Origin of the sequence: Nitrospira sp. MA-1 (assembly GCA_032139905.1) — a bacterium.
In the GTDB taxonomy this organism is placed as follows: domain Bacteria; phylum Nitrospirota; class Nitrospiria; order Nitrospirales; family UBA8639; genus Nitrospira_E.
The window spans coordinates 1,496,098-1,522,577 of record JAQJDB010000007.1 but is presented as its reverse complement, the minus strand read 5'-3'; the positions used below and the strand labels follow the sequence as shown (position 1 = coordinate 1,522,577).

The window sequence follows — 26,480 nt, the reverse complement described above, 5'->3', positions numbered from 1 at the left end:
ATCATCAGGAAGCGGCTTATGGTATTTGCACACGAAGCGAGGGATGAATTTCTTCTTCTCCGAGGAGTTCCAACCCGAATCGTGGATTCTCGGCCATTTCATGGACACTTCTTCTCCCCTGGGGAGCCTCGAATACTAACTGAACTGAGACCGACTGATTGGCTAATACCGTAACAGATTGATCAATGAAGGTATTGGCACCAGGGTGCCAGGCGGAAAGGGTGTATTCTCCAGAGGGGATATCACCAATTGCAAATTTCCCATCCCCTCCCGTGATGCCATAGTACGGGTTATCCACGACCAAACCCCAGGAGAACATATAAGGATGAAACCCGCATTGCATGACAAAGACATTGCGGCCTTTTCTGAGATGAATTGATTCCACCATGGGCTCCCCGGCCAGATGTTGATGCCCCAGGAACCCTGCGGCTTTATGAAAGGGATTCATCGGTAACGGCCTGTTAAAGAGGACCCGCGCACCGCGGGTGCGAGCCGTTTCATACCCCTGGATATCATGTTCGATGGGATCCATATTGACAACCGTAATTTCCGATTGATCCCGCACCACATTCACAAACGGGAAAAAATCACAGTCAATGGCCTCAATCCTTGTTGAAACATCCTTAAAGGGTTTGCCTTTTGAAACCTCCTTTAGCACAACGACGACATCTTTAAGAGCCGCGTCAGGCCCAATGACGAAATCCTCCACCAGACGCCAACCGGTTCCCGTCGAAATTCTCCCGCAATACACTGGATCAGGAATCGTGACCAAATTAAAAGCCATCGGCCGCGGTTTCCCTCCTTCAATGGTCACGGTTCCGGAAATCGCACCTCCATTGGAGACGTGGATCTCTTGATAGGCCCAGGACGGACCGACACCGAGAATCAAAAATATGGCAAGTACGGGTAATAATACGCGCATGATATTCCCCCAAAAGTTAGAGACCCCTTAAAATCCGGCAGCCGGCCACTACCGCCCTATTTAAAATTGTTTTTTCTGGCCACAGAAAAATCCTTGTGAACAGGTTAACCGTAAATGTCACAACTTCTTCATGGTTCTCCCGAGAATTTTCTAAACCACCTGGTAAAGGTCGTTTCGCCTTTCCGAAGCTCCGTCAGAGCCTCAATAATTTCGGCCGGGCGGGGAGGACATCCGGGGATGCGAACATCAACCGGAATATGTTGATCCACCGGACCAGTCACTGCATAGCTTCCTTTGAAGATTCCACAATTGATTGCACAATCACCTAAGGCGATGACTAATTTTGGATTGGGCGTGGTTTTGTACACATCCTTCAGCGGACCTTCCATGTTCACCGTAACCGGACCAGTCACCACCAAGGCATCCGCGTGACGAGGAGACGCGGCAATATGAATTCCAAGGCGTTCGATATCATAGACAGGATTGGCTAAGGCATTCATTTCCATCTCACAGGCATTACACGAACCGGTATCCACTTCACGAATGGTGAGCGACTTTCGAAACAGTTCAGCCTTCTTTTGAGCTGTTGGCGCAACAGAGATTTTCTGTCCGGCAGGAGCAGGAGGATATTGGTCGGTCACTATTCCTGTTTTGAAACTTTTTTTGAGAATTTCAAACATGGTCTCTCCTCATTTTTGCGGGTCAAATCCCTAAGCCGTCCAGTGGAAAATAGGGCTCCCCCGTCGTTCTTCCATGTCATCACGGTGGTTGGTTTCCCTGCTTCCCACCCATTCCCCTACCCTCCACACTGCACCTCTTGCAATGTATTACAAATCATTCCCCGCATAAGACAGACTGAAGCTTTTATTAATGAGAGGAAAGTCTGGAATAATATTCCCAATCACTGCCAATTGAATCGCCGGCCAATTGACAAAGGAAGGATCACGGACCTTACAACGATGAATCCCTTCGTGTTCCCCCGCCATGAGGAAACACACAATTTCACCACGCCATCCTTCAACAGCAGAAAGCGCCCAGGCTCCGGGAACAGGAACCACCTGGCGACGACCCTTCAGGGGGCCATCAGGGAGGGTACGCTGAATCTCTCCAATCAATCGAATCGATTCGTGGATCTCTGCCATCCGAACCTGTACCCTGGACCGTACATCCCCATTTATAGAACCCGCCACACGGACGGACAGCTCATCATAGGCTGCAAAAGGCCGATCTCTTCGAAGATCCCGGTCAATCCCCGACGCCCGGCCAACCACACCCACTACCCCATGGTCCCAGGCGGTCTGTTTCTTAACAATACCCGTGTTCTCAAACCGATCGATCAGCGAAGCATTGACGGCGATAATCTGTTCCAGTTCGGAAAAATCTTTTTCAATACGTTCAAGTTCAGTCACGGTGTCGGATAATTGAACCGCCGGGGGATCGATCCCCACTCCTCCCACGCAGTTCACCCCTCGAAGGAACCTGGAGCCCGTCAGATGGTCGTTCAATTGCATCACCCGTTCTTTCAATCGACTGCAGTGGGCATGGGCCAGCGCATAGGCCGTGTCATTGCAAAGACCTCCCACATCACCAATGTGGTTGTGGAGCCGCTCCAATTCCAGGAACAAACTCCTGAGATATCTGGCCCGTCGAGGCACATGAATGTCCATTAACGATTCCACAGCCTGGCAATAGGTCAGGCTATGCCCAAAGGTCGTGTCCCCTGAAATTCGCTCGGCCAATACCACGCCATCGGACAGCGTCTGTTGTTCGAACAGCTTTTCCACACCACGATGTTTCCAAAAATGTTGGAGATCGAGGTGCATAATCGGTTCTCCTGCCACAGTAAACCGGAAGTGTCCGGGTTCAATGATTCCCGCATGAATGGGGCCCACCGGCACTTCGAACACGCCTTCCCCGTGAATAAAATGACCATCAACCGATCCGGGAGGTTGGCGCCATTGCAAGACCGAATTGCATGGGAAATTTTTGTGTAAGGGGTGAACCCCTTTGGGCCAGTGATTGTGCCGGACCAGACGCCGAAGATCCGGATGCCCTTGTGCGATGAGGCCGAACATATCCCGGATTTCCCGCTCATACCAGTTGGCCGCATGAATTTTGGGTGTGATGGACTCAAAGAGCCGTTCGTCCCCCAGAAGATCCGTGGAGACAATAAGCCAGTCCTTGGAATCACCGAGCGTAAATAAGTACCAGAGTTCGTAGCGCACCTCACGAGGACGGTGATCGACAGCCCATAGCAAGGAAAGAGTTCCTCTGAATTCCTCATTGATATGAATATATCGGGTAATCGGCAAAATTTGATTGGTGTTCACATGGACCACAGGAACACCGTGGTCGGTGGAGACACGGTTAATCGCCGGACCGAATATGCTTTGTAAATGTTCAACTGGTTGAAATACCGTTTCCATGTTTGGTTATCTTCCTATCACCACGTCGGTGGCCCGTTGTAAGAGAGCTTCAACCTGGGTGGGAAGAGAAAATCCCATCCACACCAAGGCGAAGACCGATAAGGCAAGTGGGAGTTGCCCGATGTGCCAGGCCTCCCCTTGCCTGACCCCTGCAGGTGGGGTGCCCCATACCATGCCGGTCAGCCGGTAGATAAATCCTCCGAATAAAGCCACCGCGAACAGAACAATGATCATGATGATTCCCAGGCTCCGAATTTCATGTGAGACGGTGATGGTTAGAAATCGCCCCAGATGAAACGAATCAAATTGAAAGGTCATTTGCGCCAGTGAAGTGATCACTAACAGCTCACTGTTAAATAGTGAAAACGGGGGCATGCCCACCAAAGCCAAGCCACCGGCTAGAAAGACGATTGCGGTAATGGGTTGGACTTTGGCCATACCCTGGACCTCATGAATCTGTCTGGTTCGATAACGGCGAAAAATGTTGCCGACGGCAAAAAATCCCAGCGATTTAGCCAAGGCATGGTTGAGGAGATGCCATAGCCCACCGAAGGTTCCTAGTGGTCCCCCAATACCAAACCCCAACATGGCCAATCCCATATGCTCGATACTGGAGTACGCAAAAAGCCGTTTGTAATCGCGTTGAATCAGGATAAACAGCGCTGCCGTCCCAAACGAGACCAATCCGATTAAGATCAGGAGGTTCCCTGTAAATCCCGGTGAGACGGCCTGATCCACGATGGATTTACTCCGCAGGAGGACATACACCGCAACGGTTTCCAGGACTCCGGCCAGCATAGCTGTGACCGGGGCCGGCGCTTCACTATAGGCCTCAGGCAACCAGGTATGCATCGGGACAAGACCAATCTTCGTGCCGTACCCGACCAGAATAAAGATGAAAGCCAACTTAAGGACGTGTCCATCCATCTGAGCAGCCACGGGCAACAGGCTGGTCAGATTCAATGCGGCGTTTTCTTCCCCAAGCACACGAATTGACGAATAATAGGTCAGGACCGTTCCGAACAAAGCGAGGGCAATACCGACCGAGCAAAGGATGAGATATTTCCATCCGGCCTCCAAGCTTTCCCGGCTTTTAAAAAATGTAATGAGGAAGACCGTTGCCAGGGTCGTCGCCTCTACGGCAACCCATTGCACACCCAGACTGTTCGCCAGGGTCGCGACGATCATGGCAAACAAAAATACGTGATACAGAGGGAAAAAAGTCCAGAGACGATGAGGTTGAACTAACTGTTGAATAGCCTCATCATCAAAATACGACCACAGATAAATCGAACAGGAAAAACCAATACCCACCACGATTGAGAGAATGAAAATCGAGAGGCTGTCAATAAACACCACATTTCCGAGTGCCGTGAAGGATTCATCACGAACTACGGTTGCCCAAAGAACCAGAGCGGCTACCACCAGGATGACCATAGTCATCACGTTCAAGCCGTGAAGCAGACGAATATTTTTGATGAATAGACTGAGTGTTGCGGCGACAACCGGCGCAGCCAGGACCATCAGCGTCACATCGTTCTCGTCCGGCATTTAGAAATACTCTCCTTCCGCATGAAAAAATGGCAGAATCGCCCCGATAAGATCATGAAGGCCGGCAGGGACATGGAGCCCTAAAAAAATCAGGGCACCCAGATTCACTGCAATCGCGGCGGTCGAAAAGGCCCGGCACCGTGGCCCCACGGTGGAGGTGGCCGTTTCCATGGGCACACCGAGGACCATTCTCAAAATTTGAAACAACAGCGTCGCAAAAGCCAGAGTCAATACAGCGAGGAACCCATATGCGATCGATGGGGTTGTGTTCATGGCGTTCGCAGCGATCGTGATTTCACTCACAAACAATCCGAAGGGGGGCATGCCGGCAAGAACAAGCCCTGCGACGAATAAGGCCACTCCCGCAACTGGATGCTCACGTAGCAGGCCAGGGACACGAGCGATAAACTTATGTTCATGCGTAATCAGGACAAGGCCAGCGCCATAAAACGCGGCGGATTTTGCCAAGGCATGATTCAGCAGATGCCACAATCCTCCAAATACTCCCAAGCCCCCCAGACCAAAACCAATTAATGCGATACCGATATGCTCGATACTGGAATAGGCTAGCAGTCGTTTGAAATCTTCTTGAAGCAACAGGACAATCGAGGAGAGCGCGACGGAGAAAAATCCAAATCCCAGGAGCAAGGTTCCTGTGAAATCCAGCCCCACCGCCTGATCGGTCAGGATCTTGAACCGGAGAATCGCATAGATCGCCATGGTCAACATATTTGCGGAAAGCATTGCACTAACGGGAGTGGGGGCTTCTCCATGCGCATCGGGTAACCAGGTATGCATAGGGACCAGACCCGCCTTGGTCCCGTACCCAACCAAAATGAAAATAAAGGCAATTTTCATCACGGAAGGATCGAGTTGGTCCCCAACCTCATACAGTGTTGCCCAGTGTAGCGCTTCTTCGGTAATCCCAAGGAGTTGCTCCGAGGAGTAATACACGAGGATTGTCCCAAAAAGGGCCAACGCAATACCGACTGAACTGAGAATCACAAATTTCCATCCCGCCTCAAGGCCTCCCTTGTTCCGCTCAAATCCGATCAGCAAGGCGGCCGACAAGGTCGCTCCTTCAATGGCAATCCACATCATCCCAAGATTTTCAACATTGACGGCCAACAGCATGACCCCCAAATACAGATCGAAAAACATAAAAAATTGACGAAACCGTTTGAGCGACATGTGCCCACGGTCATACTGCTCCCCCACATACCCTACGGCATATAAGGTTCCCGTCCCTGCCACGATCCCGATCACCAAATCAAACCAGGCGCTGATGGCATCAACATGCAGGAAGTATAAAAAAGAAACAGGTCCGCTCAGGGACACCTCATCGACCAATAAGATTGACGAAACCACCATGATGCCGGCTTGCACGCAATGCAGGACGTCCAACGTCTGCCGATGACGGACGACAAGCCCACTGACGCCAATCAAGAACGGGGTCGCAATGAGAAGAATTATCGGCCAAATCATGAGACTTACTCTTTGAGAGCCTTCATTCGGCTGGTATCCACACTGCCGAAGGTCTCCTGAATCTGATGGGTATAAATACCCACGATCAAGCCGGCGACCAGCACATCGAAAAAGATTCCCAACTCCACCATTAACGGCATCCCATAGGCGGCAGCGGTGGCTGCGAGAAACAGCCCGTTTTCCATCACGAGAAACCCGATCACTTGGGTGACGGCTTTTTGCCTGGACACCATGATAAAAAATCCGATCAGCACGATGGCCAGGGCAATCGCCAAAGAATCTTGAGTCAGAAGGAAACCGAGATGAACAATCGGTTGAGTAATAAAAAATGCGAGAATCACCAATCCCCCGCAGATCAACAAACCCGTTGGAATGTTGACATACATGCTGACCTCGCGCTGAACATTTAATTGCCTCACGATCTTCTTTAAAATCCGTGGCAGGATAATGGCTTTAATGGCGATAGTGAGTATTGCCGCCAGGTAAATATGGTGGATGCCGGTCAAATACGCCACCAGCGTGGCGGTCACTGCCAAAAACCCCGACTGCAACGCGAACAAGTCCACGCACGCCATCAGGCGCCGTTGTGCGACGATGGCAAAACACGTCAGCAACAGGAGGGCCGAGCACAGATTGACCAGGTACGAACCAATATTGACCGGGAGAGTTGGCATGTCACACCCGCAGGATATAAAAAAACACCAGGGCTAATAATGACAGAATAAAGGCTGCCCCAAGTAATTCCGTCACGCGAAACAACCGCAATTTGGCAAACATACATTCAAACACACCAATCACAACGGCCAACCCCACAACCTTCCCCACAAAGACCAGCACCCCTAAGCCTAGAGCTGACGGGGACAAGGTGGTGGCAATGCCCCACGGCGCAAAAATGTTGACCAGCAAGGTCAAAAAAATCATGAGTTTCATTCCGGCTGCCCACTCAACCAGGGCCAGATATCGCCCGGAGTATTCCAAAATCATCGCTTCATGAATCATGGTCAATTCCAAATGCGTGGCCGGATTATCCACGGGCACTCGGCCAGTTTCGGCCAGCGTAATGATAAACAGAGCCACCAAGGCCATTAAGTGAGGCGGAGGATCCAGCACAATACCCTGCAAGATCGCCGTCTTGTACACGATGGCGCTGATATTGGCCGAGCCCGCCGTGAGGGCCACGGCAAACAAGGACAGAATCAAGGCCGGTTCGGTTAGTGAGGCGACAATCGCTTCGCGACTGCTGCCCATTCCACCAAAGGCGGATCCGGAATCCAGGCCCGCCAGCATCAGAAAAAAGGTCCCTAGGGCCAGAAGATAGACCAAGGCAATAATATTTCCCGCAAAATTGAGCGGCATGGGCGCAATAATGGTGGGCACAAGCAGACTGGCAGCCAAGGTTGAGGAAAACAGGATGTATGGCGTAGCTGGGAAAATCCACGAGGCTGTTGTAGAGATCACCGGTTCCTTGTGAAAAAGTTTGGCAAGATCCGAATAGGGCTGGAACACGTTCGCCCCATGTCGACATTGCATGTGGGCTTTCACTCGTCGAATGACCCCCACGATTAAGGGAGAAAGCCCTAAAACCAGAAACATTTGCAGAATAATCAGCAGGAAATCGATTGCGCTCATGAATACGCCCTATCCCATTACCACCAGTAAAACCACCAACGTCACAAAAATATAAGCCAGGTACAAAGACAAATTTCCTCCTTGGATCACCCGGGAACGATCAGCCAGGGTTGAAAAGAATTTCAGGATTGGATGATACAAATACTTGAGGAAAATGGGTTCGATGGAAAATTCGAAATGTCTCTGCTTGGCAAAATAATGCGATTCTTCAAGAAATTCTGTTTCGAGTTTGACCGTCGGTTGATAAATGGTGCTAAATACCCGTTTAATGGGCTGCACGAAACCGGTCGCGGTGTATTCCATTCGTGCGGTCACATTCAACCCACACCCCCATGTTTTATAAAACCGGGTTTTCCCTTTCCCTCCCAGAACATAGGCGAGCCCCCATCCCAATCCTGTGAGACCGACCAGGATAATCGCCAGAACTGGAGTAGAGAGACTTGAAAACTCTCCACTCACCGGTGCGAGTGTCCAACCACCCATTTCAAACATCCTCCCGGCAATTGATATCCCCGCAAAGGGTTCACTCACCCGATCCAGGAGGGGCACCACGACTGCAGGAGCCAATCCTAAAACCAGACAAAGGCCGGCGAGAATTCCCATCCCGACGCGCATAGGGACAGGAACCTCTTGAGCTTTTCGTGCGTGGGGACTTCGCGGAAGGGCCAGGAAGGAAATCCCAAAGGCCTTAACAAAGCACGCAAGAGCCAACGCGCCAGTAAGCGCAAGCAAGGCCGCAGCGATGGGAAGCATCAATTTCAGAAAAAGAGAGGGGAGTTCCAAGCTCAAAAAGAGCCCCTGAAACACCAGCCATTCACTGACAAATCCATTCGTCGGCGGGAGGGCCGAAATGGAAACGGCCCCAATTAAGAAAAACAGGCCCGTCCAGGGCATCCGTCGAAGGAGTCCCCCATATTCTTCCATGTTCCGGGTGTGGGTGGCATACAGGAGTGAACCCGCGCCCATAAAGAGCAAGGCCTTAAACACCGCGTGATTGATCGTGTGGTACAGCCCGGCGATGATTCCCAATGCTGCCAGATGGGGCATGTCATAGGCATAGAACACCATGCCTGTTCCTATTCCCATTAAAATAATGCCGATGTTTTCGACGCTGTGAAAGGCTAAAAGACTCTTCAAATCATGTTCCATCAACGCATACATCACCCCAAGAAGGGCCGAAACCGTGCCCACCAACAAGACCACAAATCCCCACCACCAGGGAAACGGTCCGCCAAGAAAATCGAAATACATCCGAAGGAGGCCATAAATCGCCGTTTTAATCATGACACCCGACATCAACGCGGAGACATGAGATGGTGCGGCGGGATGGGCATAGGGTAACCAGACATGAAGTGGCACAATGCCCGCTTTGGTTCCAAAACCGATGAGGGCTGTCCAAAAGGCCAGGGTCCGCAACCCTTCCGGCAGGGCTTGGTCGGCGCTTCGAAATGCCTCAAAGGCAAACGAACCCGTCTCCTGGTAAAACATGAGAAACGTCACCAGAATAAATGCCGTGCCCACATGGGTCATAATTAAATAAAACAATCCAGCAAAACGGACGTCCGGTTTTTCATGCTCCGATACTACGAGAAAATATGAGAGGAGGGACATCAATTCCCAGACGATTAAAAAGAAGAAGGCATTATCCGCCGTGACAACCAACAACATGGATAGAAGAAACCCGTTATAGAGAAAGCCGAGAAGACTGACAGGAATACGTCCGTAAAATTCCCGGACGTAGCCACTGGCAAATACCGACACCGCCAACCCCACAAGGGAAATCGTCAGGACAAAAAAGGCACTGAGGGAATCGAGCCGGAGAGAAAACGTCAGAAGAGGAATCGAAGAAGACCAAAACCAAACCAGCGGCTCAGAGGCCAAAAGCCCAATCAGACCAAGGGCTATCCCCAGGCCACAGGCCACGGACGCTGATCCATGCGCAATCACATTCTGAATATGCGGTCGACTTGGGAAACAAAGTGGGAGAAGCATCCCACACGCATAAGCCAACAGCAGAGCCAAAAACAGGATTGTCGTCATGCCTTGATTACGGTGTCACTTTCAGTGACCAAACGGGCAAGCGGAAGTGTCAAGACAGTTGGCCTCACCTGATTGAGAGAATAGGAATATCCTAAGGAATGTTGGTCATCAGATCGTTTCATGACCGTCGCATAAAGAGACACATGCTTAGAGGAGAAACCACCAAATTTCTTGGTGAGTAGACGTGTTGGGTGCAAGGGGGTTTTGGTTTCCTTGAAGGGGTGACCCACGCAAAAATTTATTCGGGATTGGGGAAATATCCACGCTAGGAAAGAAACAACATGCTGATGGCCTGAGTCGAAGTTTGGCGTTCTCACTAGTATCTGTTTAACCGTCCCCTCAAATTCTCTAATGGTGTTTTGATTTTCATGCACACATCCATGTCAGTGCAAAAGCTATACCTTGAATGTTTATTCTGTTCTTGCTCCAATGTTCTTGGAAACACGGCAAAAGACCCTAGAAATAGCTCGAAGTCGGTTAAGGAATTCCAAAGAAATAACGCATTTCCGCATCTCTTCTGCAAACTTTGCAGGTCTTGGGTCACGATGATTCCTCCAGCTAACGTGCAACATATTTCCAGCCATGCCACCACACCAATAGGAATGCATGTGGCCTTCAAATCGATACAAGTTTCCAACAAGGCTTTCGTCAATAGGAATCGACCTCCTCCTGTGCCCATTGCCTTTCCTTCAAAACGACCACGACAGACGTTGTCCACATCGCCATATATGCAAAAAACCAGTGAACCCTTGATCCATGTAAATTCTATCTTCCTGAAAAACTTCCTCAGTCATGATGCAAAATTTGCACATCTATAGTTATGCTTATTCATCAAAACTTGGTATAGATTAAAGGCTTTTCAAAATACCTTTCTCCTAAGTCGATCTTCCTCATGCAACTTTTGCATGAACACCCTGCTTGATAGGCGAGTAAAAAATCATCCAATCCGAAAAATTTGAGGAAAAGCTCAGTTCTCCTTCAATAAACGATGTTCGACGTCTCATATGGCATTTGGCATGTCCATTGCTCAGCCTAAGGTTCAAACACTGTTATGAAATTCCCATGACCATGCCAAAGCCCAAAATAATATGGAGAGAAGGACATTGGGGGGAAATAGTTCAATGCAAGCACATTAACTATGATGACCGGGGGGAAGGGATGTCGTGCTACGGGGTTATCTTTGAAACTCTAACGAATTGAAATACCAATAGGAGAATATTTCAGGAAATATCCTTGTCCAACCAACACTGCTCTTGTGTATATCTTTATTTTCGATACGTTCTGTCAGGGTACCTGCAGTTTGCGATTAAGGTAATGCAGAAATTCCAAAGTGTGACCAACGATGAATGTTGTCATTCACTTCATAACCTTTGTTCTGCAAACGAGGTCACATTCCTTTGAAGATCTCTGAATAAGTCATGCCTTAGATTGCCAATAAAAGGTTTTGGGATATGGCCGTCTACTATTCTGCCAAACATGTGCTGGTCGTTGACGATACCCTTTCCATTCGGCGATCGATTTGCAAAACCCTGCAGGCAGAAGGGTGCGAATGCCGTCAGGCTGTGAATAGAACTGCGGCTCTCGAATAACTCAAAAATGAGCATTTTGATTTGGTACTCAAGGATTACCACATGCCGATCATGGATGGAATGGAATTCCTGGATCAGTTGACTGAGCAGCAAAACTCAGACGACTCTCCACTGGTCATCATGATTACCAGTGATTGGGATGAGACCCTACAAAAGCAGGCAATGAAGGCTGGCGCGTGCCTGGTACTCAAAAAAACCTATGACCTTCAGCAATTGGTTGCTCAGGTCATGAAGGTTCTGGGATTAAAACCTGATCTATAAGAGATATGCCGCAATAATCAAAAATGGGCAAGAGACCCAAACGACCATGAAACCGCTTCTTCGTAATCCTGGAATGACCTCATTTTTCTCAGAAAGGGAAAGGCCATGCTCTCAACTCTAAACATGAACCCCTTGTATGAAGCCTGGGTCAATAGTCAGGAGACTATACTACGGAGCTTGATCAACAGAAAATGTACGGTGATCCAATATCGATATTTTCTCGTGTTTCTCCTAATAGCCAATCGACGGTATGGAAAGGCCAGGGAAGAATGTGAGCGCATCCTGAACATCTACCCGAATGACCTCATGGCCAGAGCTGTCATTGACAACTTTCGGATGAGAGCCCGTGCCCATGTGCCGCCAAAGCGGCATCGCCGCAATCAATATATCCCACGGATTAAAAAATGCGTCAGATGTTTTCCGGATCATGAATAAAGAATTTCGGGAATTACGCTTTTGTATCCCGATATGATTTCGAACCCACCCACCGATTCACTCCTCCATAACCACAATATCGACCATTGCGCCTCTCTTGTTCCTTGGCTATGGTAAATGAGAAGGATAGATAAGGATTCCACAGGAGTTTCTTGAAGGAATCAAAAAAAAAGAGAATAAGAATGTTCCGCCCTCACCCTGAAACACCACTTTTTCACAATCTCCTCATTCGCCAAATCATGCCCATTCTTATCATTGTGGGGGTAGTAATTGGCGTGTTATTGGTTTTTAGTCTTGAGCATCAAAGTATGGTGGTGGTTGGCCTCACAGAAGGCAAAACCGTATCCTCGGAATTAAATGCCGCAGTCGGACAATCCCGCCGGGATTTAATCGCCATCACACTTCTGCTCTTCATCGTCGGTGGGGTTGGTATTTCCGCAGTCGTCACTTATCTACATTACGCCAACACCAAACAAAACCTTGAAGAGGTCAAGGGGCTCGCCCGGCACATATTGGAAAGTATCCCGACCGGTGTGTTAACAGTCAGTGAGGATGGAGTTCTTACCGCAGCCAATCCAACAGCTGAAACCATTCTTGAGCGCCCTGCGGCTTCTCTATTGGGCAAACATTATGAGGTGGTGTTTGGGGAAGGGCATCCCATTCAGGTGCTCCTTTCCCAAATCCTCCACCATGGCGGATCCATGCATTCGAAAGAGATTACCTTCGATTCCAAAAATGGAGAGGTACGAACGATCCGCATTACCAATGTTGATTTGACGGAAGATAATGGCAAACCGGCAGGAATGATTTTTCAACTACACGACGTCACAGAGTGGCTAGCCCTCGAAAAACAGGTGAACGAAGCCCAAAGATTGACTGCGCTTCATACGTTGTCAGCTGGTGTCGCCCATGAACTCCGCAATCCTCTCAGCGCCTTGGATCTCAATCTTCATTTACTTGAAGAAGAACTCCGAGAGACAACCGACTTGTCCAGTCGCACCAATGACTATTTCCAAGTACTGAATACCGAATTGAACCGGCTGTCGACAATTTTGGACAATATCATGCGATATGCACAATCACGGCCTGCTCAATTTCAGAAAGTGAACATTCAGTCCCTCGTGTCGCACGTCACACAGTTATTACAACATGAGGCCCAGGACAGGGATCAGCAGCTTCAGGTTTCAGTACCCACGAACCTTCCGGATGTCCAGGGTGACGAAACGCAGATCGCACAAGCGCTCATCAATATCGTAATTAATGCGTTCCAGGCCATGTCGGCAGGTGGGGTCTGCCGAATTATCGTCCAGGAACGTGAACGACAAGAGCGTCACTGGGTAGAGATCGCCGTTCACGATACCGGACAAGGTATTGATCCTCAATCGCTTGTCCATATCTTCGATCCTTTTTACACGACAAAGGAAACCGGGACCGGCCTTGGCCTGGCGGTCGCACATCGAATTTTACAAAATCACGGCGGTCGCATTGACGTGGCCGCTCTTCCCGGTGATGGCACGTCGGTCACGTTGAGCTTACCAGTGGTGATGAATGCCCCTACCATCCTCCTGGAGGGTGCGTGAAACAAGACACTCGCATTCTGGTTGTCGATGACGAAATTAATATTCGTAATGCGTTGGTGACGATATTGGAAAAGGCTGGTTATTGCGCCCAGGGCGCAGACTCCGCCGAATCCGCCCTGACTCTGATGAAAGAGTCGCCCAGCAACCTTCTTATTACGGATGTAAAAATGCCAGGTATCGGTGGAATCGCTCTCGTCCCACAAATAAAATCCCTTTGGCCAGCCACCGAAATCATCGTCATCACGGCCTATGGTTCTATTGAGACGGCTGTGGAAGCCATGCGGTTGGGGGCATATGATTTTCTCACCAAACCCATTGACCGCGATCGGTTTTCGATTGTGGTTCAAAAGGCCCTGGACCGCCACCGGCTTGCAGCCGAAAATCAGGATTTACGTCACCAACTCGAGACACGAAAACGAATCGAGGAAATGATTGGCGAAAGTGAAGCGATGCGTCGCATTCACCATGTTATTGGAATGGTTGCCAAAAACGACGTCACAGTTTTAATCGGCGGCGAAAGTGGAACAGGCAAAGAGTTGGTGGCACGCGCCATTCATCAACAAGGCCAGCGGTCCCATGAACCTTTTATCACCATGAATTGTGGTGCCCTTCCCGAGTCTCTTTTCGAAAGTGAATTATTTGGATACGAAAAAGGGGCATTCTCCGGGGCGGTTGGAACCAAGCCGGGGCGATTTGAGTTGGCCGATGAGGGAACGCTCTTTCTGGATGAGTTGGGGGAACTCCCCTTAAAAGCCCAAGTAGATTTTCTACGGGTCTTAGAGACCGGTGAATTCCGGCGGCTTGGAGGAAAAAACCTGATCACCGTCAATACCCGGATTATTGCCGCCACCAACCGCGATTTGGCTCATTTGGTCGAAACCGGACAGTTCCGTGAAGATCTTTTCTATCGTATAAATGTGGTGCCGATTCATCTGCCGCCCTTGCGAGAGCGTCGTGAAGATATCCCTGTCCTTCTTGACTATTTTCTCAAGGAATTTGCACAGAAGCACCGGATTCCACTCAAAAATCTTGCTTCCGCTTCGCTAAGATTTCTCGTTCAATACCACTGGCCTGGTAATATTCGTCAACTCAGGAATGTCATTGAACGTCTGGTCGTCACGGTGAAGGAGCACTCCATTCAGCCCGATCAACTTCCAGATGAAATTCGAACAAGTGTCAATCCCGCAAACAGGATGGTGATCTCCCTCGGAACCCCTCTCGAGGACATTGAACGGGAAGTCATCCGCCGAACACTCGTGGAAGTCACCCATCACCGTGAACAGGCTGCGAAACTCCTCGGGATCAGTGTGAGATCGCTCCAATATAAAATCAAAGAATATGGGATAGAGGAGTAGAACCCCTAAGCCCACAAGCGGAACCAGGACAAAAGGAGGAACCTGACCTTTTAGGACTTGCGTATAAAAAGAACTAAACAATGGTGACCTCGGGATCGCTTCCTGTGTGGTTTTATAATCGCTAAAGACCTCCAGACGTTCCACAGTACGAAAAGGGATGATTGATGCCCGGGAAGAAATCCACGCGAAATATTTCGTCGTTCTTTCAACTTTACATCGCAAAAGCAAAAGCAACAACTTCCGATCCATTTTTACCTCATGTACCTGTGCTGGGGGGCTCTGTTACCCGGATTTGCGGTAATAGGTGGCATATGCTGTTTACCCAGATGCACGGGCCCCATCCGAACAGCCATCACATACAGAATCACCCCACTATCATGGGTTCCTTGTCCTTGCTTGCTGGGGGACAGACCTGGTTCGGTAGAGCGTACCTGTCCACGTCATAGGTCTCCGCCCATACCCCATAAACATTGCCGTGTGGAGATTAAGGATGTAGCGGACGAGGCCGATAATTCCTAAAGATACACCAGGAGAGAACTGAGATGGAAAAAAGGCAGACCAACATCAACATGGCATATTTATGGAAAATGTTGCTCTAGAAAAGCAAAACCAAATTTCCGGAAAAGTCGTGGTCGGCGGATTCGGAATGTTGTTCGTATTAGTCGTTGGGATGGTTTTGGCCTTGGCCACCGGCATAATGGAGACCTTGGGCTATGAATCTCGTAACATCAAGGGAAATGGAATTACCAATACTCAATCAGGCTACTCATGGGGCCTTAACACATTTTATTTTACAAAAGGCCAGGAATTTTTCGCTGAGTATGAGACGGTGATACACAAAGGGTCCCTCACCATCCACGTGTATAAAATTGGAACTGCGCCATCTGGCGACACGCCCTACCATAAGATGGTTTCTCAATCCGGGAGAGGCACAGTAACATTTCCCATACAGGAGAGCGGCCTTTATCGTATTTCATTCAGCGGATCGGTATTGGGAGGGACACAAAATGAGTGGGGTTATGATTTGTCTTATCAGATTCATTGGGGCATCCGGTAAGACAGTATGCCTGGAAGAGAGTACCTACTCTCATTGCCATTTATCGGCCTCCCTTTTTCCCTCACAAGCTTCCTCCAAAATATTGTGAATTTTCGTCCTTCACGGTAACCTACCTTTTACAGGTTGTTCACCATTCCAATCCCTTCAATGTTTTTCTCTGACCTTCTATGCCGCAGGAAACGCGCAATCTCATTTCTCAGCCCTCATTTTTTTGACTCAGACTTTATCATGAACCATGAACTGCCTCCGTTTGAGGAAGCTGCGGCAAACGGACACATCCCCATGTTTTGTGTGCCGATCAGTTCCAGTTCGGCGGGACCCACGGGCCTAGACAAATATCAATGGGCTTGTCCACCACAAGAACCGTTGGATCTATTCTCAGAACGAGAACAACATGCGGCCCTCATGATAATTTCCCAAACCCTCGTAGAGACATTTCAAAAGTAGGGGGATGTATCGCAGTTCATTCCCAGGCCGATCAAAGTCATATTTCCATCACCAGTAGAGATCCACCCAGTACCCTCACTCCCCCTGTGCCCCTGCGGATGTTTCCCGGACCGAAAACTTTGAATCAAGACGAAACGGCTCCCCTTGGCATGCTGTATGGCGTGCCCTCCGAGCGTCCACACTTTCAGGAACGGCCAGAGTAGCTTAATTGTCTGAAAACCAGTGTCGTAGGGGGATATTCCCCGTGCCATCCTCGGTTCTAAACAAGACAAAGGTCTCAACCGTCTTCAACGCCTGATCCCACAGGACACCCATCTGTTTGCTGGCCAGACCTTTTTGGAAGCCGTACACACGACCTTATTAAACCCGGTACAAGACCAATCCTCTTTGCAGGAGGAAGCGAAACGGATTGGACAGACTTTTGATTTTCCGTATCTCAAGCCACAGTGGCCGATACCGGATCTGCTCGATCCGGCATTGCTCCGGACGCTGGAGGGGCATACAGGCCTGGGGCAGCAGTTGCGCCATTGATCCGATGGGCCGCTGGGTGGTCTCAGGGACCGGGTATGGAGGGATTCGGGTGTGGAAAATAGCCAGTGGAAATCTTATTGCATGACTTCGCGTCATTGGCCGGTGAATTCTGTGGCTTGGGTTCCCAGTCGCCTGCAGTTTGTCGCTATGGGCGCTAGAGATATCTCTGATATTGAATTGATTCCTAATCCAAAGAAGGAATAATTACTTGCTGCTTTCGCTCCTTTGTTTTCCAACGAATCTTCAAAGCTTAGAGGAAGCAGAACTAGACATCCTGAGTAAGTTGGGGAAGACTACATTGTTTTCCTCAAACTGTGTTCTGTTCCTCCATATTTGATTTTCAGCTCCAACCCTACCAGTATATGATCCTCACCCGGCACTCAGGCCGAGTGCATAGGCCTATCAAGGAGATCAAATCATGGCAGATACCCGGATGGAATCTTTATTCAATGAGCAAAAATGGGAGGAACTCCAGAATCTTTTAACAGACAAACCCTCCCCCGAAATAGCCGAAATGCTCTCTACCATGGCGAAAACCCATCGCGTCCTTCTTTACCATGCGTTGCCTTTCCCCCAATCGTGTGAAGTGTTTTCCTACCTAGAGCCGGACATTCAGGATTCTCTCTTAACGGAATTAACCGATCAAGAAGCGCGCGAACTCTTAGCGAAGCTTCGTCCGGATGATCGTACCGTTTTGCTCGAAGATCTGCCTCGTCAGACCACCATGAGACTGCTGAATCTCCTCAGTCCTCCTGACCTGATCGAAGCAAGAAAACTTCTGGGATACCCTGAAGAAAGCATCGGACGTCTCATGACCCCTGACTTTGTCTCCGTCCTCCCAAGCTGGACAATCGAACGGGCTTTACAACATATTCGACGAAAAGGAAGAGAAGCTGAAACAATTGGCATCATTTACGTGACCGATGCTCAAGAGAAACTGTTAAATGCCTTAGGATTGGAGCGATTAGTCTTGGCCGCTCCCTCAGCCACCATTGAAAACATTATGGATCATTCCTTTGTGGCCTTGGCTCCGGAAGAAGATCGGGAAGAAGCCGTGAGAATCATGCAAAAATACGACCTGTTTGCGTTGCCGGTTGTCGACACCAATGGGGTACTCCTCGGCATTGTCACAGCCGACGATGTCTTTGATGTGGCCACGGAAGAAGCCACCGAGGACATTCAGAAAGGGGCGGCCGTTGAACCACTCAAGATGAGCTACCGTGAGGCGAGTGTCTGGGGTCTGTATCGAAAACGGATTCCCTGGCTCATCGGACTGGTTCTGGTGAATCTGGGCGCATCTGTGGTGCTTGCCGCATATGAAGAAATTCTAACCTCGGCCATAGCCCTCGTCTTTTTCATTCCATTGTTAATGGCCAGTGGCGGGAATACCGGAACTCAAGCCGCCACATTAATGGTCCGCGCCTTGGCCACTGAAGATGTCAAAGGCAGCCAATGGATAAAGGTTTTGGGCAAAGAATTCGGCGTGGGAAGTCTGTTGGGCATTACCATGGGAATGGGGGTGGGTCTCATCGGCGTTGGCCGAAGCGATTGGAGTATTGGACTCGCTGTCGGATTAGCCACGACGGCTATTGTCCTCGTCTCCAATCTGATTGGCGTCTTGTTTCCTGTCGCGTTGAATTTTTTCCGAATCGATCCTGCCGTTGCAAGTAGCCCCATGGTCACCTCGACTGCCGACGTGACCAGCCTTCTTCTCTACTTTTCCATTGCTACAGTTATTATTGGCGGGGGCACAGGATGGTGGATGTAAGAAGAAAGCCTTTCCATCCAAAGTCATTTCGAAAAAGATTGCCTTCTTTTCCCACATGGCCCCATACAGGATCGAAGGTTCTCCCCTCACTAAAGATCTTGACTGGATTTCCCCTACTTATATTTGTGTAATGGAGCTTGATCGCTTTAGTCTGAACCATTCCGATATGTTGGTTGGCACATTCCCCTCTTCGTCTTTGTTGCCTATCCAACACCAGGTACATGAACCATGAAAAACCTGTACGTCTCGCAAAGCCTCATCGACGTGGAATCCCGAAAAGAACTGTTGGATCAGGCCCAGATACCGTCCACGATCAAGAATCAACGCTCAGCGATGTTGGGAGGGGAAGTGCCATTTGTTGAGGTCTTCCCGGAACTGTGGGTGCTGAAGGACGAGAATTTTAACCGGGCCAACAGATTACTTGAAGACTGGGAACAAGCTCAGCCTCTCGAAGCAACGCAATGGACCTGTTCCGGATGCGGAGAATTGCATCAAAAAGAATTTACTACATGCTGGAAATGCGGCATGGAAAGACGGTAAAAGAATTCAGCCGGGGCTCGCCAAGGCTATATAGGTTCCAAGTGTTTCCAGCATTCTGCGCTCTTGGCACACACATGACAAGTTCCATAATGGATCTTGCTAAATTCCGGCGGTTTAACCTTGCCCCACATTCTTGGCTGTTGGCTCAGGAGGCAAGCCTGGTTTAAGCTGAACCAAGGCTTCATGTGTGCCTTCAATCTCTACACGTGGATTTCTGTTTTTTACATTCCCATGTCTTCCACAAAGGTAATCAACGCCAGCATTCTTATTTTTTTGCTTCTTGGGCTGCCTCCTCTGGGTATTGTGCTATCTGGCCAACCTCTTCCCCAGGATTTGGCTCTATTGCCCATTCCTCTACAGTCAGGAAACGCCTCTCTTTCCTGGCCGATATTTGGACTCCTGGCCCTGCTCATTTCCGCAACGGTTACCCCGTTTCTTTGGCGTTACGGGAAAACCCGGTGCCACAGCCCATACAAATCCGGTTCTACCAAAAAGTTTCCCTGGTGGGGTTGGATGGCCGTAGGATGGACGACTCTAGCTTCAATCCTCGCGTGGACACGTTTTTCCTGGTTCCAGGAATGGCAGCCCTATACGTTCCCCCTGCTCTGGCTTGGCTACATCGCGGTCATCAACGCCTTATGCTTTTCTCGAACCGGCAGGTGCATGATCACGCATCAGCCCGCTTATCTTTTCAAACTCTTTCTCCTCAGTGCAGGCTTCTGGTGGACGTTTGAATATCTCAATCAGTATGTACAGAACTGGCACTATGTCGGTCTGGTACCAACTCAACCGCTTCTGACCTATTCCTGGTTCACTCTTTCATTTTCGACGGTTCTACCCGCCGTTCTGGGTACCTATGAATACCTGTCTTCCTTTTCCTGGATAAGAGCACCATTTGAAAACTGGCTGGCCATCTCTTCAGTCAATGAATCGCACACCGGATGGCTGATGTTCAGCCTTGGTTGTTTCGGGCTTCTGATGATTGGGATTTGGCCCACGCTGCTGTATTCTCTTCTCTGGGTGAGCCCGCTTCTGATCATGTTAGGAATACAAATAATACGGAGGGTTCCAACCATCCTGTCCCCATTGGCCAAAGGAAACTGGGGTCCCGCGATTCTTTCCGCTCTGGCAGCTTTGGTCTGTGGAGTATTTTGGGAGATGTGGAATGCCTACAGCCTTGTCCACTGGGAATATTCAATTCCCTACGTCCACGCAGTCCTAATGGGGGAAATGCCGATCCTCGGGTATGCCGGCTATTTACCGTTCGGCCTTGAATGTCTGACGGTCGCAGCCTTTTATCTGGGAAATCAGGATCTCAGAGGTGAAACCTATGCCGGGAATTCTCCCAAGCGATTGAAGGCCGCATCAGCCCGTTCGTCCTGAAGATCTCGAAGCAGGAATGCAATTCTGCTCCATAGCCATTTTCAGATTCATGCCAATGTTCATACCCTTTAAAGGTAAGGGCCACAGAAAGAGATTGAACGGTTTTTTATGAAAAAATTTCACTCGACTCCTGGCGCATCTATCCACAAACCTTCGTTCCTCCCTCCAGCGATCGAACCGGCTTCCACCTCAACCGCGGCCATCATCGGTTCATTTCCCAAAGGGTCGATGACGTCTCCACGACAGGTCCGGAACTGGTTGGCATTTGAGAAAGAATACGGGGGACTCACAACAGACGCTCTCTCCTCCCACTGCATCAAACAGTTCTTTAATAATGGAGGAAAGGCCATTTGGGTGGTACGCATCGGAACAAGACCGATCAAAGGTGTGTCTCCATTTCTCAAAGGCCTTTCTCTTCTCGATCGCATAGTAAATTTTAATATTTTATTCATTCCTCAAACCGAACAGCTTCCGGATGTCCATGCAGTCAAAGTCATGCAAGCAGCCATTGCCCTTGTTGCCAAACACCGTGCGATGTATGTCCTGGATGTCCCCCAACGCGATGCCCCCCGACAAACGGTCAGAGCTCTGACAACCTGGGTAAATCATCAATCAAACATTCACCATCCGAATGTGGCTATGTACGTTCCGCGTGTCCAAGTCCCCCAGTCACTTAAGAACGCACCTCAGCAGACCATCTCCGCCAGCGGAGCTATGGCTGGGGTCTTGGCCAGAACCGATCAACAACAAGGAGTATGGAAAGCCCCGGCAGGAACGGAGGCCATCCTTCATGGCGTTCAGAATATCGAACCGACACTGACGCAATCGGAAATGGGGCAACTCACTAAATTTGGAATCAATCCAATCCGGCAAACATCTCCGTCACAGTTTGTCGCGTGGGGGGCAAGAACCCTGTCACCTTCCAGTGAATGGCAATATCTTTCGGTCCGTCGTCTGGGATTGTTTCTGGAAGCAAGCATACAACAGGGATTAGGGTGGGTGGTGGGTGAACCGAACGACGAACCCCTGTGGGCCCACATCCGCCAAGCAATTGAAATATTTCTCCAATCAATCTTCCGGCAGGGGGCTTTTCAAGGGCAAAAAGCCCAGGAAGCCTATTTTGTCAAATGCGGACGGGATACCATTTCGGCCTCTGACCAGACTGCCGGCATCGTTAACATCATGATAGGATTCGCACCACTCAAACCGGCTGAATTTATGATTCTTAACATCCAACAGAAAGCCAAACCCTTCGGCCAAGTGTGATTACCCTTTTTCAAAGGTATTGGGGATCCCCTGTTTTTTAAGGTTCGAAAATATGGGAAATAACGGTGCTTGCCCAAACAGGATTCAGGCTGCAATCTCAACCGAATCCCCTACCGATAAGGCAAAACCAAACAGTCCCAAATAGTGCGCGGTAAAGACGACCCGTCTTGAAGCATCCCCTTCAGTATGAAAATGTTCAGAAACGAAGAAGGGAAACCAGAAGCTGGTCGTAATGACGACTCGTGGATAGGCTTCCTGATCGGAGTCGGAACGCCACACAGTATAGGGGGCATCGACAGTATCCAAAGCTCGACGGACGTGATCCTGTCCCGGCTCCAATTTCAGAAAAAACGGCTGACTCGACATCATCACATGGGAGTACCAGAACGTGGCATTCTCAAGACAGGCGGCTTGACTGGACACATTGGACACATACCCGACAATCACCGCCACCAACAGCAGGAGGATTTTACGCCACATTCTGATTCATTCTTTCTTGATGCCTATTGATTGTAGATATTCTTAGAAGCCCAATCTTTCCCAACCCATGGCAGCTCATGCAAAGGAGGCTCTCCGATTGTAACGGTCAGATGAGAAAAAACTTAATGGGGATTAACTAAAAATCCAGGAGAGGAGCAGAGGTCAAAGTACACTATCTACGGAGTAACGACTGACAAATCCCTTGCATATCCAATGGAAGGTCCACTGAATATTCCTGAAGTATCCCGGATACGGGATGCTGAAATCCCAGTGTGCGTGCATGAAGCATCACCCGTGGAATGTCGGTTTCCGCGACCCGGCAGACATGCTGACCGCCATACGTCTCATCCCCCAAAATCGGGCACCCTAGAGACGTCAGATGAACTCGAAGCTGATGTGTCCGCCCAGTGCGGGGTGCTAACGTCACTTGTGAAGCCAGGTCACCCAATTTTCTCACAGTCCGATATTCCGTGATGGCCCGTTGTGGATGTGCGGTCTTGGATGAAACCTTTTTCGGTTCTCCCCGATCCCGACCGATGGGCAACTCGATCACTCCCTGCTCATTCCGGGGTGCCCCCCAGACAAGTGCCTCGTACGTTCGATCGATCGAGTGTGCTTCAAACTGTGCCGCCAGCATACGATGGGCATGATCGGTCTTGGCGACCACCATCACTCCGGAGGTATCCTTATCCAGTCGGTGCACCAGTCCTGGTAGCGTCGGATTCCCATTGGACATTTCTGTATCACCATGATTTGGAAAATGGGCCAACAGCGCATTGAGCACGGTGCCCACCCAGTTGCCTGACGTGGGATGCACCACCACTCCCGCAGGCTTGTTCATCACCAGAAGGGCTTCATCTTCGTGAAGAATTTCCAATGGCATGGCTTTCCCATTGACCAGGAGCGGTCCAGGCTGGGGAACATCCATCGTAATGTGATCGCCTGGTTGAATGGTGTGACTCGGTTTGACCATCCTGTCATTGACACGGATCCGTCCCAACTCGATCAATCGTTGCAATCGGGAACGGGATATGTCCCGCTCCCGATTGACTAAAAATTGATCAAGGCGTTTGCGGGCTTCACCCGCCGTCACGACAAATTCAGTAATCATAGGAGTCAATCAGAATTGGTGAACGAGTGGAAGATCGGACGTATGGCTATGAGCACCATGCAGAGACCGATTAGTCCACCAGTCGTATGCGGTCACCGCAGTGGATCATACCGCCCTGCGTGACTGAGGCATACACTCCAACATTGCCGGAATTGTGTTGGACAGCGGTACGAAGAATCCCTGTGTCCTTCGGAAGGTCTCCTTGCGCTAATGTCGTCATCACGCAACGACCGCAGGAGCCGGTGATCTTCAGGCGCACCTCGTCCCCAATACCCAGTGTATGATCGATCCAGCCTTGTTCGATAAACCCTTCCTGCCCATCCCCTGCAGATTCCACTACCAGGTTCGGACGAAATCGCGGCTCCTCGAACCGCCCTTCCGGATACGCACCACGAAGCTGGTTGAGCGTGGAGGTGGTCAGTAGATGCACCATGGCAGCGTCGAAAAACGTGCCGGCCGGAAGCGAGAAGTCCGTCACCGTGTCCCGCTTCTCCCGGCCATCCATATCGGGCCAGTATTCTTCCGACTGGGGTATCCAGGTTCCAGCCATGGCTGATTGAACTCCGGTCACCCGGCCCTCTTCGATGACTGCCAGTGAGACCTCACGGTTCAGGGCTTGAGAGAGGGCCTGAGATAAATCCTTTTGCTCGCTGGTGACAATCGTGCCATCTGGCAAAGTGATGCGGACGCGAGGCACCAATTCATTGTCACTGACTCCCTCCATGAGGCTCGACTGAAAGGCAAAAAGATTCGGCCATTTTTTGGGATTTTTGGCGGTGGCCACTTTGCCATCGGCCCCATCAAGAATGGCGTAGACCCGATCTCCTTGAAGTCCGTGGGCGGTGACCTGAGCAAGGGATAAGGCCTCTCCCCTCATCGACTTGACTGGATAGCGCCACAACGACTGAACGACTCCTATTTCGGTTTGCGAAACATTCCTCACGTTGAATTCTCCTTGTTGAATAGTAACCTCCCGGCGCAATGACACAGCCATTCACAGATATCGCTGACTCTGAAGCAAAGCTCCTAATGTATAAGGATAAGCCAGGATACTTGGGAGGATGAGACACATCCCCCCAAGAATATCACAGAACTCATTACCCCAGGTAGAGTTATGGAATTTCGACAATATCCGACTTCATGGATCCGAGCAACCCGAGCAGCTCCTTCTGTTCCGCTTGCGGAACCTTGAATGTATCGAGGGCAGCAACCAGGTCCTCCACCATCGCCGTAAAGTCGGCATTGCTGATGCGCATTCCCGCATGCGTCGTCTTCATATCCCTGCCCGTATAGGTGCAGGGTCCACCAGTCGCTCCACAGACTTGATCCACCAGATGTCCCTTCAGTTTCGGGATATCGGTAGTGGCAAAGCGACCGTTGATGCGCTGATCGTCGGCAACATTGCCGACAAATTCATCGATAACGGCTGTGATCGCCGGCTTTCCTCCTAACCGGTCGTACAACGATGGCGTCACTTTTCCGGACGGGGGTTCAACCGTTGAACAGGCAACCCCACTCAGGAACAGCCCCACAGCTAACCCGAGATACAGGCCCTTCACACACACACGCATACTATTTTCTCCTTTCGTTGCTAATTGAGATCCGGTTCAGACGATTTATCGCAATCCGTCTCACTTCTGTAAAATTAAATCATTCGGCTTAAAGACTGGCTTTCACATCACCCATGGACGCACCAAAATTCACATGAAACACCTGCCCCTCTAACACCAGCGCCGGAACAGACTTCACCCCTGCCGTTTCGGCCTCACCCACCCGATCGGGTTTTTGCGCAAAGTGCACGATTTCCAAATCGTATTGCTGACGATCAATGGCCTGAGTCACCATCGTCTCTGCAGACACACAGACCGGGCACCCTGCATGATAAAACACGGCTTTCTTCATAACCTGCCTCCTTTTGAAAAAAAGTAATTAGTATTGAGTCGAAACTATATGGAATTTAGCAGCGATATTTTCATTTGTCAAATCTGTATCGAGGCGATACAATTGGCCTATGAGCACCCAAGAAGCCAATGAGGTCTTAGAGCGATTGTGCAACCTGCAACGGATGGAGGCACGGGCGTTTGGTCTGCGTTACGGATTACAGCCAGTGCAGATGGAAGCCCTCACATATCTGACGCAATGCAACCGCTATTCAAATACGCCGCAAGCCGTAGCGGAGTATCTGGGGCTCACGAAGGGAACTGTCTCACAATCGCTCAAGGTTTTAGAGCAGAAGGGATTCCTGCGGAAGCAGGCGGATAATGAGGACAAACGGATCGTACGCCTTGCGCCGACTACCAAAGGGAGCAATCTCAGCAAAAAGGCCCTTCTCGCCAGAAACCTGGAACCGGCACTGGCGATGACGGACCCCATGAAAATCGCTGAACTGACTTCTGCTTTGCGCTCAATCCTGCGAGGGATGCAGCAGGCCAATGGACGAAAAGCCTTTGGTGCCTGCCACACCTGTCGTTTCAATGAAGATCATGGGAAGAACGGGTATGTCTGCGGTTTGACACGAGAACCATTAAGCATGCAAGACGTTCAATTGATCTGCCGCGAGCACCAATATCCGCATTAGCACATCTTGCCCCACATCACCTGGGACCTCTCCCCATACAGACGGT

At 50.0% G+C, this 26,480-nt stretch carries 24 protein-coding genes and 1 pseudogene; 12 read left to right on the top strand and 13 right to left on the bottom strand.

Features of this window, described 5'->3' with window-relative positions; translation table 11 throughout:
* Nucleotides 1-16: 16 nt before the first annotated feature.
* The 8 genes from PJI16_19665 to hyfB all read right to left on the bottom strand — a co-directional run bounded on the left by PJI16_19665 (nucleotide 17) and on the right by hyfB (nucleotide 10,053).
* Nucleotides 17-922, bottom strand: coding sequence for a carboxypeptidase-like regulatory domain-containing protein (locus tag PJI16_19665; protein MDT3779782.1), 906 nt, complete (start codon nucleotides 920-922; stop codon nucleotides 17-19).
* 128 nt (nucleotides 923-1,050) lie between these two features.
* Nucleotides 1,051-1,602, bottom strand: coding sequence for an NADH-quinone oxidoreductase subunit B family protein (locus PJI16_19660; GenBank protein MDT3779781.1), 552 nt, complete (start codon nucleotides 1,600-1,602; stop codon nucleotides 1,051-1,053).
* Between the two features lie 147 nt (nucleotides 1,603-1,749).
* Complete coding sequence (locus PJI16_19655; protein ID MDT3779780.1) at nucleotides 1,750-3,348, bottom strand: NADH-quinone oxidoreductase subunit C; 1,599 nt, start codon at nucleotides 3,346-3,348, stop codon at nucleotides 1,750-1,752.
* Nucleotides 3,349-3,354: 6 nt separating this feature from the next.
* Nucleotides 3,355-4,899, bottom strand: a complete 1,545-nt coding sequence (locus PJI16_19650; protein ID MDT3779779.1) for a hydrogenase 4 subunit F — start codon at nucleotides 4,897-4,899, stop codon at nucleotides 3,355-3,357.
* Nucleotides 4,900-6,384, bottom strand: a complete 1,485-nt coding sequence (locus tag PJI16_19645; GenBank protein ID MDT3779778.1) for a proton-conducting transporter membrane subunit — start codon at nucleotides 6,382-6,384, stop codon at nucleotides 4,900-4,902.
* Nucleotides 6,385-6,389: 5 nt separating this feature from the next.
* A complete protein-coding gene (locus PJI16_19640) occupies nucleotides 6,390-7,058 on the bottom strand; it encodes a hydrogenase (GenBank protein MDT3779777.1) in 669 nt (222 codons plus the stop codon).
* Nucleotide 7,059: 1 nt separating this feature from the next.
* Nucleotides 7,060-8,013 carry an NADH-quinone oxidoreductase subunit H gene (locus PJI16_19635; GenBank protein ID MDT3779776.1) on the bottom strand — a complete coding sequence of 318 codons (954 nt, stop codon included), beginning with the start codon at nucleotides 8,011-8,013 and terminating at the stop codon, nucleotides 7,060-7,062.
* 9 nt (nucleotides 8,014-8,022) lie between these two features.
* The gene (gene hyfB, locus PJI16_19630; protein ID MDT3779775.1) at nucleotides 8,023-10,053 is read right to left on the bottom strand and encodes a hydrogenase 4 subunit B; all 2,031 of its coding nucleotides are present in this window, start codon (nucleotides 10,051-10,053) and stop codon (nucleotides 8,023-8,025) included.
* Nucleotides 10,054-11,504: 1,451 nt separating this feature from the next.
* Between hyfB and PJI16_19625 the strand changes: the two genes are divergently transcribed.
* From PJI16_19625 to PJI16_19575, 11 genes and pseudogenes are all read left to right on the top strand, one after another.
* Nucleotides 11,505-11,642, top strand: a complete 138-nt coding sequence (locus PJI16_19625) for a hypothetical protein (protein MDT3779774.1) — start codon at nucleotides 11,505-11,507, stop codon at nucleotides 11,640-11,642.
* Between the two features lie 15 nt (nucleotides 11,643-11,657).
* Nucleotides 11,658-11,903, top strand: a pseudogene (locus PJI16_19620) (response regulator).
* A 105-nt stretch (nucleotides 11,904-12,008) separates the two neighbouring features.
* Nucleotides 12,009-12,338, top strand: a complete 330-nt coding sequence (locus PJI16_19615; protein ID MDT3779773.1) for a hypothetical protein — start codon at nucleotides 12,009-12,011, stop codon at nucleotides 12,336-12,338.
* A gap of 182 nt (nucleotides 12,339-12,520) precedes the next feature.
* A complete protein-coding gene (locus PJI16_19610; protein MDT3779772.1) occupies nucleotides 12,521-13,918 on the top strand; it encodes an ATP-binding protein in 1,398 nt (465 codons plus the stop codon).
* Entirely contained in the window at nucleotides 13,915-15,273 is a 1,359-nt protein-coding gene (locus PJI16_19605) for a sigma-54 dependent transcriptional regulator (protein MDT3779771.1), read from the top strand. The genes PJI16_19610 and PJI16_19605 overlap by 4 nt, the downstream gene beginning before the upstream one ends.
* Before the next feature lie 580 nt (nucleotides 15,274-15,853).
* Nucleotides 15,854-16,330, top strand: coding sequence for a hypothetical protein (locus tag PJI16_19600; protein ID MDT3779770.1), 477 nt, complete (start codon nucleotides 15,854-15,856; stop codon nucleotides 16,328-16,330).
* A 783-nt stretch (nucleotides 16,331-17,113) separates the two neighbouring features.
* Entirely contained in the window at nucleotides 17,114-17,308 is a 195-nt protein-coding gene (locus tag PJI16_19595; protein MDT3779769.1) for a hypothetical protein, read from the top strand.
* A 418-nt stretch (nucleotides 17,309-17,726) separates the two neighbouring features.
* Nucleotides 17,727-19,076 (top strand): magnesium transporter, encoded by a 1,350-nt coding sequence (mgtE, locus tag PJI16_19590; protein MDT3779768.1) that lies wholly within the window; start codon nucleotides 17,727-17,729, stop codon nucleotides 19,074-19,076.
* 228 nt (nucleotides 19,077-19,304) lie between these two features.
* Nucleotides 19,305-19,616: a DUF2007 domain-containing protein gene (locus PJI16_19585; protein ID MDT3779767.1), complete on the top strand. Its 312-nt coding sequence runs from the start codon at nucleotides 19,305-19,307 to the stop codon at nucleotides 19,614-19,616.
* 342 nt (nucleotides 19,617-19,958) lie between these two features.
* Nucleotides 19,959-20,999 carry a hypothetical protein gene (locus PJI16_19580; protein ID MDT3779766.1) on the top strand — a complete coding sequence of 347 codons (1,041 nt, stop codon included), beginning with the start codon at nucleotides 19,959-19,961 and terminating at the stop codon, nucleotides 20,997-20,999.
* Nucleotides 21,000-21,107: 108 nt separating this feature from the next.
* Nucleotides 21,108-22,265 carry a phage tail sheath subtilisin-like domain-containing protein gene (locus PJI16_19575; GenBank protein MDT3779765.1) on the top strand — a complete coding sequence of 386 codons (1,158 nt, stop codon included), beginning with the start codon at nucleotides 21,108-21,110 and terminating at the stop codon, nucleotides 22,263-22,265.
* An 84-nt stretch (nucleotides 22,266-22,349) separates the two neighbouring features.
* Here the strand turns inward: PJI16_19575 and PJI16_19570 are convergent, their stop codons facing one another.
* The 5 genes from PJI16_19570 to PJI16_19550 all read right to left on the bottom strand — a co-directional run bounded on the left by PJI16_19570 (nucleotide 22,350) and on the right by PJI16_19550 (nucleotide 25,758).
* A complete protein-coding gene (locus PJI16_19570) occupies nucleotides 22,350-22,745 on the bottom strand; it encodes a hypothetical protein (GenBank protein ID MDT3779764.1) in 396 nt (131 codons plus the stop codon).
* Between the two features lie 172 nt (nucleotides 22,746-22,917).
* Complete coding sequence (locus PJI16_19565; protein ID MDT3779763.1) at nucleotides 22,918-23,856, bottom strand: RluA family pseudouridine synthase; 939 nt, start codon at nucleotides 23,854-23,856, stop codon at nucleotides 22,918-22,920.
* A gap of 70 nt (nucleotides 23,857-23,926) precedes the next feature.
* The gene (locus tag PJI16_19560; GenBank protein ID MDT3779762.1) at nucleotides 23,927-24,799 is read right to left on the bottom strand and encodes an MOSC N-terminal beta barrel domain-containing protein; all 873 of its coding nucleotides are present in this window, start codon (nucleotides 24,797-24,799) and stop codon (nucleotides 23,927-23,929) included.
* 169 nt (nucleotides 24,800-24,968) lie between these two features.
* Nucleotides 24,969-25,427 carry a group 1 truncated hemoglobin gene (locus PJI16_19555; protein MDT3779761.1) on the bottom strand — a complete coding sequence of 153 codons (459 nt, stop codon included), beginning with the start codon at nucleotides 25,425-25,427 and terminating at the stop codon, nucleotides 24,969-24,971.
* Nucleotides 25,428-25,515: 88 nt separating this feature from the next.
* Nucleotides 25,516-25,758, bottom strand: a complete 243-nt coding sequence (locus PJI16_19550; protein ID MDT3779760.1) for a thioredoxin family protein — start codon at nucleotides 25,756-25,758, stop codon at nucleotides 25,516-25,518.
* A gap of 109 nt (nucleotides 25,759-25,867) precedes the next feature.
* On the opposite strand from PJI16_19550, the gene PJI16_19545 reads away from it, so the two are divergent.
* Nucleotides 25,868-26,434: a MarR family transcriptional regulator gene (locus PJI16_19545; protein ID MDT3779759.1), complete on the top strand. Its 567-nt coding sequence runs from the start codon at nucleotides 25,868-25,870 to the stop codon at nucleotides 26,432-26,434.
* Nucleotides 26,435-26,480: the final 46 nt, after the last annotated feature.

Excerpts from the sequence above, each read along its gene's own strand:
- PJI16_19555 (MDT3779761.1), bottom strand. The coding sequence starts at position 25,427 with ATGCGTGTGTGTGTGAAGGGCCTGTATCTCGGGTTAGCTGTGGGGCTG.
- PJI16_19600 (MDT3779770.1), top strand. The coding sequence starts at position 15,854 with ATGGAAAATGTTGCTCTAGAAAAGCAAAACCAAATTTCCGGAAAAGTC.
- PJI16_19565 (MDT3779763.1), bottom strand. The coding sequence starts at position 23,856 with ATGATTACTGAATTTGTCGTGACGGCGGGTGAAGCCCGCAAACGCCTT.
- PJI16_19545 (MDT3779759.1), top strand. The coding sequence starts at position 25,868 with ATGAGCACCCAAGAAGCCAATGAGGTCTTAGAGCGATTGTGCAACCTG.
- PJI16_19640 (MDT3779777.1), bottom strand. The coding sequence starts at position 7,058 with ATGCCAACTCTCCCGGTCAATATTGGTTCGTACCTGGTCAATCTGTGC.
- hyfB (MDT3779775.1), bottom strand. The coding sequence starts at position 10,053 with ATGACGACAATCCTGTTTTTGGCTCTGCTGTTGGCTTATGCGTGTGGG.
- PJI16_19660 (MDT3779781.1), bottom strand. The coding sequence starts at position 1,602 with ATGTTTGAAATTCTCAAAAAAAGTTTCAAAACAGGAATAGTGACCGAC.
- PJI16_19550 (MDT3779760.1), bottom strand. The coding sequence starts at position 25,758 with ATGAAGAAAGCCGTGTTTTATCATGCAGGGTGCCCGGTCTGTGTGTCT.
- PJI16_19585 (MDT3779767.1), top strand. The coding sequence starts at position 19,305 with ATGAAAAACCTGTACGTCTCGCAAAGCCTCATCGACGTGGAATCCCGA.
- PJI16_19645 (MDT3779778.1), bottom strand. The coding sequence starts at position 6,384 with ATGATTTGGCCGATAATTCTTCTCATTGCGACCCCGTTCTTGATTGGC.
- PJI16_19635 (MDT3779776.1), bottom strand. The coding sequence starts at position 8,013 with ATGAGCGCAATCGATTTCCTGCTGATTATTCTGCAAATGTTTCTGGTT.
- PJI16_19570 (MDT3779764.1), bottom strand. The coding sequence starts at position 22,745 with ATGTGGCGTAAAATCCTCCTGCTGTTGGTGGCGGTGATTGTCGGGTAT.
- PJI16_19610 (MDT3779772.1), top strand. The coding sequence starts at position 12,521 with ATGTTCCGCCCTCACCCTGAAACACCACTTTTTCACAATCTCCTCATT.
- PJI16_19615 (MDT3779773.1), top strand. The coding sequence starts at position 12,009 with ATGCTCTCAACTCTAAACATGAACCCCTTGTATGAAGCCTGGGTCAAT.
- mgtE (MDT3779768.1), top strand. The coding sequence starts at position 17,727 with ATGGCAGATACCCGGATGGAATCTTTATTCAATGAGCAAAAATGGGAG.
- PJI16_19575 (MDT3779765.1), top strand. The coding sequence starts at position 21,108 with ATGAAAAAATTTCACTCGACTCCTGGCGCATCTATCCACAAACCTTCG.
- PJI16_19650 (MDT3779779.1), bottom strand. The coding sequence starts at position 4,899 with ATGCCGGACGAGAACGATGTGACGCTGATGGTCCTGGCTGCGCCGGTT.
- PJI16_19665 (MDT3779782.1), bottom strand. The coding sequence starts at position 922 with ATGCGCGTATTATTACCCGTACTTGCCATATTTTTGATTCTCGGTGTC.
- PJI16_19625 (MDT3779774.1), top strand. The coding sequence starts at position 11,505 with ATGGCCGTCTACTATTCTGCCAAACATGTGCTGGTCGTTGACGATACC.
- PJI16_19655 (MDT3779780.1), bottom strand. The coding sequence starts at position 3,348 with ATGGAAACGGTATTTCAACCAGTTGAACATTTACAAAGCATATTCGGT.